The following is a 9,734-nucleotide window of genomic DNA, read 5'->3' on the forward strand; positions in this document are numbered from 1 at the left end:
GCATTTTATTATTACCAGTGGAGGAGTTTACCCCTTTAATAATTAATTCATCTCGCACAGAATTAATTGCCCACTTTTCCAATTAAAAGAATAACTCAATCCTTTGATGATACTGGATTTTGAAATTGGCTGATTAACCAGCAACCTATTATTATCTTTCTCAATCTACGAGAATTTGCCAGGCAATTTTCCGGGCAAATTCGGGGATATGGAGGATTGTTCTGGAACCAACATCAGCTTTCTTGCTAATTTGTGGCCAATTAGCAGCAATTTAGCTCTGATGACCTGAGAATAGCTTTTCTAAAGCTTCCTTCAAGGTTGGTTCCATGACAATTTTATTTTGATAAGCAACTGTTACTCTAGCGATTGTCGGGACACTATTTTGGTCTGCCACTAGATACAAAGGTTCTACATAAAGCAGAGATTGTTCAATGGGAATAATTAATAGGTGTCCTTGCAAAACTTTAGAACCGTCCCGATTCCAAAGGGAAATCTGTTGAGAAATATCTGGATCTTGGTTAATTAAAGCCTCAATTTGATTCGGTCCATACACTAACCTTTGTTTAGGAAATTGATAGAGTAATAACTTACCATACTCTCTATCATCTGAACGCGCTGCTAACCAAGCGATTAAATTTTGCCGACTAGAGGGAGTATAGGGATGGAGGAGAATAAATTCTTCTTTGTCGGAATCGGGCAGTTTCATGATTAAATAATAGGGTGATACAGCCTGGGGTTCCGTGCCGTAAATTTCTAGGGGAATTTCCCATTGATCCTCCCGATTATAAAATACTTGCGGATCGGTCATGTGATAGGTTAATAATCTTTCCGCTTGGGTACTAAATAAATCTTCGGGATAACGGATATGACTGCGGATAGTTTTTGGCATTTCTGATAAAGATTTAAAGAGATGAGGAAAGATTTTACTCCAGGTCTGAATGATTGGATCATTTTCATCGGCAACATAGAAATTCACCGTTCCATGATAGGCATCCACTACCACTTTGACCGAATTGCGAATATAGTTAAATTTATCTTTCCCCGGGTCAGAATAGGGATAGCGATTGCTGATAGTATAAGCATCAATAATCCAATGTAATTTACTACTACTATCCCCCACATCTGCCGCTACTAAATAGGGGTTGCGATCATAATTTAAAAAAGGGGCGATAGTTTGCACGCGATTTTGGATATCACGACGCATTAATAAGCGAGTTTCGGGAGTAAAATCTTGGCTAAATAACATTTGCCAATCCCGTAGATAAAGGGCAAATAGCCAACGTCTCCACCCCGTCCCCACTAGGATTCCTCCCTTACCATCGTAGGTGTTATAGACATTTCCATCCCCGCTAGGAAAATCCAATTCTTCTACGGTGGTGGGAGTCATCACATAATTATTAGTTAATTCCCCGTAGTAAATGCGTGGTTTACCAATGGGAATACTATAATCAATTAATTCGCTAGAGGTTTGTAGGGCCCCTTCGTCTTTATTTGTGCCGATATCTTTGACAAAATAGTAGGGTAAACCCCCGGCAGCCACTAAATTAACCGGGGAAAGAGTGAACCCATAACCGTGGGTATAAACGAGATGTTTATTCACCCAAGTATTAGCAGAAGTGGGAACCGCACTATAATCTAATTCTCTAGCGGCAATAATGGTCTGTTGTTTTTCAGATATTTGACGTTCCTCGATTTTTTCAGGCAGTCCTACTCGTACCCTATAGCGATCAATATCAGCATCGGGGAATTTATAATATAAGCGAATTTGCTGTAATTGTCGGTTAGTTTCTAGCAGTGGTTTGGTGTCCCAAAGACGAATATTATCGATAGTTAGATGATTTCTCTCTAAAACTTCGGCATTTAATTCGGCCTGTGGATCGAAAACTTGGGCATCAATTCTATCTAAGGAAAAAGCTGCTCTTGTGGATTGAATACTTCTTTCAATATAGGGTCTTTCTCTCACTAATTCATTCGGTTGTACGATTATTTTTTGTAATGCTCCACTGATAATTGTGCCACTTGTCCAAACAATTAAATAGAGAAATACAGGAACTAAGTAGGGGGAAAATACCAACTTTTTCCTGGTAGTTTTGTGTAATTTGCGACGGTTTATTTTACCAAATAATGCTTTTTCTCCTAACCATATAGAGGTTATTCCTGCAATAGTTCCCAGAATAATTTCAATAAATTGGCCAACATGAATATCGATATAACCCGCACCATAAACTACTCCTTCGGGAGAATAAAGTAGCAGGTAACGCTGAATAATATGGTGTAATACTAGCAGCCCCATTAACCCACTCCACAGGGCGTATAAATGACGCAGTTGCGGACGGGAAAACCCCGGAAATGTTCCCAGAGAAAGACTATCGGCCGAAAAAAGATAGGTTAAACTAACAGCAAAAAGAGTATATATTCCCACACCACCGAGCCATAATTCTAGTAACTGCCACAGGGGTAATTGAAAGATGTAAAAACCTAAATCATTCCCGTATTGAGGATCGTTAATATTGAAAGGAACACCATAAAAATATTTTAAAAAATTCGCCCACTGCCCAGCAATAATAAGAGATAGCATTACAGTGAATACTATAGATATTATTCGCAAAAAATACTCGGTTTTAATTAATAATCCCAAGACTAAAAGAGCGATAATTACCCCTTGCCACAGATTACTGGAAATATCGGTTAATACTTGCCTAATCCAAACTATTTCCAGAGGAGAACTTAGGGAAGAACTAAGGTTAGGGAGATTAAAATCTGGTGTCCAGAGACTGAGGGCTAGTTTACTGTAATACAATAACATTGACCCGATCCAAGCTCCAATTCCCGTTGCGATAATCAAAAGACCGAGTAAATTAATACTAGGAGATTGAGAACTAAGAGGATAACTATCTTCCCGGGGTTTTTGCCAACGAAAACGCTGGGCTAAACGTAAATTAGTAAAAATAAAGAGTAGAGAAAGAATCGCACTTCCCCAACCTAATCCCAGTTGCCAAGATAATTGCTTCAGGAAAGTGTTTAAATAACCCATCTCGGTAAACCAGAGGCTATTGGCTACCACTAATATCCCCAACTGCCCGATCACAAGGCAGCCAAGAAACAGTAAAATAGGTTTAGCGATCGAGCTTCGGTTAGATCTGATCAGCATGGATAAAAAGATAAGGGAGAGTCTTCTTTCATTCTAGCGATTTTAGTTTCTCCCTGCTGCTTTTTCTTAGTTTAAAGATAAACTTAAGAAACTATAGCGGGGTTAGGGCGATAATTTCGCTTAAAGTCAGCAATTTTAGCTAGGATTAGCAGACTGGAGTATTTCCCGAAAAATCCTGCGTCGATAGGAAGGAGATTCATTGCTGATATTCCATAAAGTTTCGTAGAAAAAGAAAGAAACACCAAAATTTTGTTGTCTCGATTTTTCCACTTGTTGAGTAATATTAACCATCGGAATCGGACGACCTTTTAAACCAGATAAAATCCCAATAGCCACGGGGATAGATTCTCTAGCTTGCTGTAATTCTGGTTGCGATAATTCCCAGTCAAAGGCGTTCATATCAGTTCGATACACTTGTACTATTAACTCATCAATCAAGTTTTTTTCTTGCCATTTTTGCCAATCTAAAAGATAGGATTCTAGGGAGAAAGTGTAGGGATTAGGAGATAGGGAAATAATCGCTGTAGGTTGGCGCTTTTTAATCGTCTGGGCTAAACTATTCATATAGTCAGTAATTTTATCGGCCCGCCATTGAATCCATGCTTTATCTTGGTAATCTTGCGGTGGTAATCGTCCCGAATGTTCCCTTTGATAGAGTTTAATCGTGGTTTCATCATAGCCAAAATCGGCGGGATAACCAAAATGATCATCAAACTGAATTCCTTCTATATCGTAGTTAGTAATAATCTCGCTGACTAAATCCGTAATAAAGTTTTTTACTTGCGGATGTAAGGGATTTAACCACACCCGTTGATGCACTTTTCCTTCCCACCAAATCACACTTTTATCCTGTCTTTGGGTTAACCAATCGGGATGTCGTTTTGCTAATTCTGAATCCGCAGGAGCCATAAAACCAAATTCAAACCAGGGAATAATTCTTAATTTTTTCCGATGACCTTGGCTAATTATTTCCTCTAAAAAGTCGCGATTTTTTAAAGATTCATGGGGATCGATCGCTCGTCCCGTAACTTTTTCTGCTACCTTAGAAGGATAGAGTGTATAACCCCAATTCCAGACCGTGGGATAAATAGTGTTAAAGTTTAAATCAGCCAACCTATTAAGGGCATCTTTTAGGGTTTCCGGTTTCAATAACACTTCACTATCGATATTAGTTAACCAAACTCCACGAATTTCGGTTTTTTCTTGGGTTTTATTGGTCGATTGTGCGGGAAAATTAAAGGTTATCGTCATGATAAAAGCAAAGATAATTAAAAATATTAACCAGCTTATTTTCCCGTATCTTTGACTATAAATCACCAAACTATCGGCGAAATTATTAAAAGTTTTACTGATTTTATTCATAATGGGAAGTGGGGAAGTGGGGAGACTGTTCACTGATAATGGCTAAAATAACTAAATTATCTCTCTAAATTGCGAGGATCTAGGGCATCACGTAAACCATCACCGAGTAAATTAAAAGCTAAAACGGTGAGAATAATTAACAAAGCAGCTGGCCAAATTAACCAGGGTTGTAGAACAATAATTGAGGCATTGGTAGCCAGAGAAAGCATATTTCCCCAACTAGGATCTGGTTGTTGAATTCCCAAACCAATTAAACTTAAAACCGATTCGGCCACGATAAACCCCGGCACAGCTAACGTAGCAGAAATAATGATATAACTGGCAGTTTGGGGCAGCACATGACGCAGAATAATATAAAGGGGTTTTGCTCCCATAGCTTTAGCGGCCTGAATAAATTCCTGTTCTTTCAGGGATAAAACTTGACCGCGAATTACCCGCGCTAATCCCGACCAACTGATAAAAGAAGTAATCAGGACGATTAATAAAAAGCGCTGGGTGCTGGTTAATCCTGCGGGTAAAACGGCCGCTAGGGCCACGAGTAAATATATGCCGGGGATAGTCATTAAAACTTCCACAAAACGCATTAAAATCGCATCTAACCAACCGCCAAAATAGCCAGAAACGCCACCGACAAATAAACCGATAGGGAAAGAAATTAAAATCCCGACCAAACCGATAAATAAACTAATTCTGCCCCCGAAAATCAAGCGACTAAAACTATCGCGTCCCGATTCGTCAGTTCCCAATATATTGATTCTACCATCGCCGATGACTCCGAACAGATGGAGATCAAAAGGGATACCGGGGAATAAAGTTACTTCCTCCCATTTTGGCGGCAAAGGTAGGCGAATTTGACCTAAATTATAGGTTTCACCCTTAACCAAGAGACGCAGCGGCAAGGGTTTGTTAAAATCTCTCATTAGCTTCCGCTCACCAGTTTCTATATTAATAGCACTTTGAGTGGTGGGATAGACGTGGGGGCCAATCCACTCACCCTTGTTACTTCCCGACTGCGAGCGCCAAAAGATTTGAGTGGGGGGTAGGAGAGACTGACCGGGTTGGGAGGAGTAGGGAGAGTAGGGAGCGACAAAATCCGCCGCCATTACACTTAAATAGAAGATTAACAGTAAAACTGCTCCCCAACGGGCGAGAGGATTATCTTTGAGTTTGTGCCACCAGTCCATAGGCGATTAGGTCAATAGGAGAGTTAATCTTTATTTTGCTAGTTTGATTGCTATAATTTATCATACCAACAAAAAAGCTGTCTAATGTTTATTAATCCCCTTGTTTATGAGAAATCTTCTGTCTATCGTCAAGATTTTGAGACAGCGCAACCGTTTAAGCATTTGGTCATCGATAATTTTTTAGTTGGGGAGCAAGCGCAAATTTTGCTGGAAAATTTTCCGAGTTTTAATCCGCAAAAAGCCATTAGTGAGTTAGGAAAAGTTGGCGGCAAGGCGGTTAATGAGGATTTAATCGGTTTAGGGGGTGTTTATCAACAGTTTGGCCGCTACGTTCAAGCTAAAGAGTTTTTAGAGTTAATTTCCGAATTAACCGGTGTCGATAATTTAATTCCAGACCCTAGTTTTTATGGGGGTGGAACCCACGAAAATTTACACGGTCAAGAATTAGACCCTCACATTGATTTTAACTTCGATGAGCGTCATTGGTATCATCGCCGCTTGAATTTATTAATCTATTTAAATCCCCAATGGCAAGCAGATTGGGGAGGGAATCTAGAGTTACATTCCAATCCTCGTCAACCAGAAGAAAATAAGATTAAATCTTTTCTACCTATCTTTAATCGTTGTGTTATTTTTGAAACCAATGAATATTCATGGCATGGATTTTCTCAGATTAATTTACCAGAAAATCAACGGCATTTATCGCGTAAATCTCTTTCTATCTATCTCTATACTAAAGAACGTCCGGGCCAGGAATTATCACCATCTCATACAACTTTTTACATCCCGCGCCCGCTGCCAGAAAATATTCAACCCCATCAAGTTTTAAGCTCAGAAGATTACCAACAAATTAAAATTTTACTGAAAAGACGGGATGATTTAATTCGTTTTTATCAAGATAGAGAACTGAAAGAATCTCAGGATTTAGTTAGTTTAAAATCCCATATTAAACGCTATCTATCCCTCCAATATCCTCGCCTATGGAAAATGATTAAAAGTTTATCCCGTTGGCGAAAGTGACCTGATGAAAAAATCCCTACTCTCCAATCAGAGAGAGTAGGGAATAATCAAAAAAAAACGAACTGGGAACTTAACCTAATAACTGGGTAGCACGCGCAGTTAAAGCATTGGCAGTTAAGCCATTATAGGCCATAATTTCCCCGGCACTGGCGGTGGTTTCTCCCCGTTTCCAAGCGAAGACATCCCGACGCGCATTACTGCGTAACATAATCGGTTCTAACATGGCGCTTGTACCACCGGTTACTCCGATTAAAGCATCACCGGCAAAGAGACTGTCAAAACCAGCATCATCGAGGAAATTATTATCAGCTGCTGAGCTAGTTTCACTCATCACATCGCCAGGACGATAGAGACGACGGGGATTAATTACCGAGACGATTTTTACACCGATTCCCGCTGCTTCTAACTGTTGTGCAGACTCAAAGACGGGTAATAAAGTCATATCGCCAATGACGGCAAAAACGACTTTTTTACTGCCTTCCGATTCGTGGAGAATTACGCCGCCTTTTTCTAAAGCTTGACGGGTTTGCTCAAAAGTGGTTCGTACTGGTAAAGGCGATTTACTAGCGGTGATTGTAATGCCTTTATTGCTAGTTCCTAACGCCCATTCATAACAGACTTGAATACTGTTAGCATCGCAGGGAAAGAGCGGGAAAATATTACCATTTCGCATCATAGCGGCGAAATAATTTTCAATCTCTGGGCGTTGGTGTGTCCAACCATTACGCCCTTGCTCTAAGGCTCCGGCGGTGAATAAAGTAATAGTAGAAGGAGTGGGACGACGTAACTCGGCCATCGCTTGGGTTACAGTCTGCCAAATCGGTAAACCATTGATAGCAAAAGACTCGTAGGAACACCATAAAGTCCGCCCTCCCAAGAGAGATAAACCGACGGCTAATCCAGCACAGGCATCCTCGCTTAAAGGCTCATAAACTTGACCGTTAGGTGCTTGGAAATAGGTATCATCGCTGGTGGGGTGAATAATCTTTAAACCGACGTTAATATTATTAATTCCCGAAGCTGCATTACCATCAGCATTAGTGACGACAAAATTGGGGTCAGCTTTACCCACAGCTACCACTAATTCCCCCATGGCAGTGGTGGCTACTTTTTTATCGCCACCGACGCTATATTCGGTCATCGGTAAGGTTCCTAAATCTGGCAGCGGGAAGACTTTTTCCGTCACCACTGTTTCCACTGCCGGACCGCCTCCAGAGCGCTCGAAATTAGTACGAACAATTGCCCAAGCTTCAGGGGGTAAAGCGCGTTCTTGTAAGGCAGTAACGATATAATCTTTTTCTAAAGAATCTCCTGGATAAAGATTATGGGAAGCCGCTCCCCGTTTGTGAACTCCCGCCCCTTTAAGTTGTTTAATAATGATCACCGTTAGTTGGCCTCCTAAAGCTAATTGGGCGGCTTTATCCGTGGCCATTAACACCGCTTTCATGAACTCCAGACGCTGGTTAAAAGAGAATTTGGTGCTATCTACATATTCCCCATTTTGATTAGCATCATCGAAGTCTTTGGCATTAATTAAAATCACTTCCTCAAAACCATTACCGCGCCAATAGGCTTCCATTTCGGTGTTAGTTTTCAGGGACACCATGCTATGGTGTTCTTGGGAATAACCATTCCAGACTAAAATCGGCAGAAAATTGGTAATTTCAGGGTAAGCAGTGTGAAAATGACCAAAACTACTCATAATGTACGGTTCTCCTAAACCACCATCCCCGATAGTCACAGGGAAAAGGGTATTAGGGTGTAATTTGGCCGCCGCCATGGCGAAATGTTGTCCTTGGCCCAAAGGACCGGCCGGCCCGAGCAGTCCGGGGATTTGTCCAGAAAGATGCCCTAAAAGTCCGTGTTTTTCCCGAAAACGTTCTCCCAATTCCCTGACGTTGCTGATGCCCATGGCTTCGAGAGAGCGATCGAGAAAGACGTTACTATAAAAACCGGGGGCATGATGGCCCACTTCGGTGAAAATATTTTTCTGGCCTAACATCATCAAAGAGGCAATCACGTCGGCAGCGCTGGCAAAACCGCCGGGGTGTCCCGATTCTTTGGTAGCGGTGATTTGTAGGGTGAGGTAACGCAAAGCATCGGCGGCTAGGAGGGTTTGATAGATAGCATTCGGGTCATTAGCGGCAATAATAGCGGTTTTTCCCTCAGCGATAGCGGCTTTTCCTGCATATTTATCAAATTCGGGTAAGGAAGCCCCAAAATATTTTATCCCTTGACAAAAATCGGGAATTGTGCTAGTAGCTGTCATGAAATTAATATACCCCTTTACATACAGGCAATCGTTAAAACTATCTTACCTAAAATGTCGGATGAATGCCCCCGCTACATTTTTCGACAAGATACTCAACAAAATTAGCGGGGGATGAAATCCGACCAGAATATCAACCGCGGAGCATCGATTTAATTCCACCATCTGTGGGTAAACTGTGTTATACCTAATTTAGCCAATGGTCGTGGATTGTTAGATGCTAGTCGTAGAAGCAAAGCTAAAAAACGGAACACCAGAGCAATATCACCGGCTCGATGAAGCTATCAGAACTTCTCAGTTTGTGCGTAATTCTTGTGTTCGTTATTGGATAGAAAATAAAGGAACAACCCGCAATGACCTCCAAAAGCTTTGTGCGGTACTAGCTAACAATAAAGAGACACCTTGGGTTGATAAATTAAACTCACAAGCTCGTCAATCGGCTGCTGATAGAGCCTGGCAATCAATTAATAGGTTTTATCAGAATTGTCATGCTAAAATACTAGGGAAAAAGGGTTTTCCTCGGTTCAAAAAGCATAGTCGTTCCGTTGAGTATAAACTAACAGGCTACAAACTATCAGATGATAGACGTAAAATCAGATTTACTGATGGTTTTAAAGCAGGAGAATTTGATTTATGGTGTAGTCAAAAGACATTAGTTTATTATTCAGAGCAACAGATTAAACGGGTAAGAGTTGTTAGACGTGCTGACGGCTATTATTGCCAGTTTTTGATTGACGTAGAACGGCAA

General features: G+C 40.9%; 6 protein-coding genes. 2 read left to right on the forward strand and 4 right to left on the reverse strand.

Annotation, left to right across the window (positions count from 1 at the left end; translation table 11 throughout):
- Window positions 1-271 precede the first annotated feature (271 nt).
- From IM319_RS09660 to IM319_RS09670, 3 genes are all read right to left on the reverse strand, one after another.
- The gene (locus IM319_RS09660) at window positions 272-3,151 is read right to left on the reverse strand and encodes a UPF0182 family protein (protein ID WP_287735446.1); all 2,880 of its coding nucleotides are present in this window, start codon (window positions 3,149-3,151) and stop codon (window positions 272-274) included.
- A gap of 135 nt (window positions 3,152-3,286) precedes the next feature.
- A complete protein-coding gene (locus tag IM319_RS09665) occupies window positions 3,287-4,513 on the reverse strand; it encodes a glycoside hydrolase family 10 protein (protein ID WP_287735447.1) in 1,227 nt (408 codons plus the stop codon).
- Window positions 4,514-4,569: 56 nt separating this feature from the next.
- On the reverse strand, window positions 4,570-5,697 hold the full coding sequence (locus IM319_RS09670; protein ID WP_287685011.1) for an ABC transporter permease: 1,128 nt from the start codon (window positions 5,695-5,697) through the stop codon (window positions 4,570-4,572).
- A gap of 84 nt (window positions 5,698-5,781) precedes the next feature.
- Here IM319_RS09670 and IM319_RS09675 point away from each other — a divergent pair, with 84 nt between their 5' ends.
- The gene (locus IM319_RS09675) at window positions 5,782-6,717 is read left to right on the forward strand and encodes a 2OG-Fe(II) oxygenase (RefSeq protein ID WP_287735448.1); all 936 of its coding nucleotides are present in this window, start codon (window positions 5,782-5,784) and stop codon (window positions 6,715-6,717) included.
- Between the two features lie 70 nt (window positions 6,718-6,787).
- Here IM319_RS09675 and IM319_RS09680 read toward each other — a convergent pair whose 3' ends face one another.
- Window positions 6,788-8,986, reverse strand: coding sequence for a phosphoketolase (locus tag IM319_RS09680; RefSeq protein ID WP_287735449.1), 2,199 nt, complete (start codon window positions 8,984-8,986; stop codon window positions 6,788-6,790).
- A 217-nt stretch (window positions 8,987-9,203) separates the two neighbouring features.
- Here IM319_RS09680 and IM319_RS09685 point away from each other — a divergent pair.
- Window positions 9,204-9,734 (forward strand): RNA-guided endonuclease InsQ/TnpB family protein (locus IM319_RS09685; RefSeq protein ID WP_425185031.1); only part of this gene is annotated, 531 nt, incomplete at its 3' end.

This window comes from Microcystis sp. M113S1 (assembly GCF_020246945.1).
Taxonomy (GTDB): Bacteria; Cyanobacteriota; Cyanobacteriia; order Cyanobacteriales; family Microcystaceae; genus Microcystis.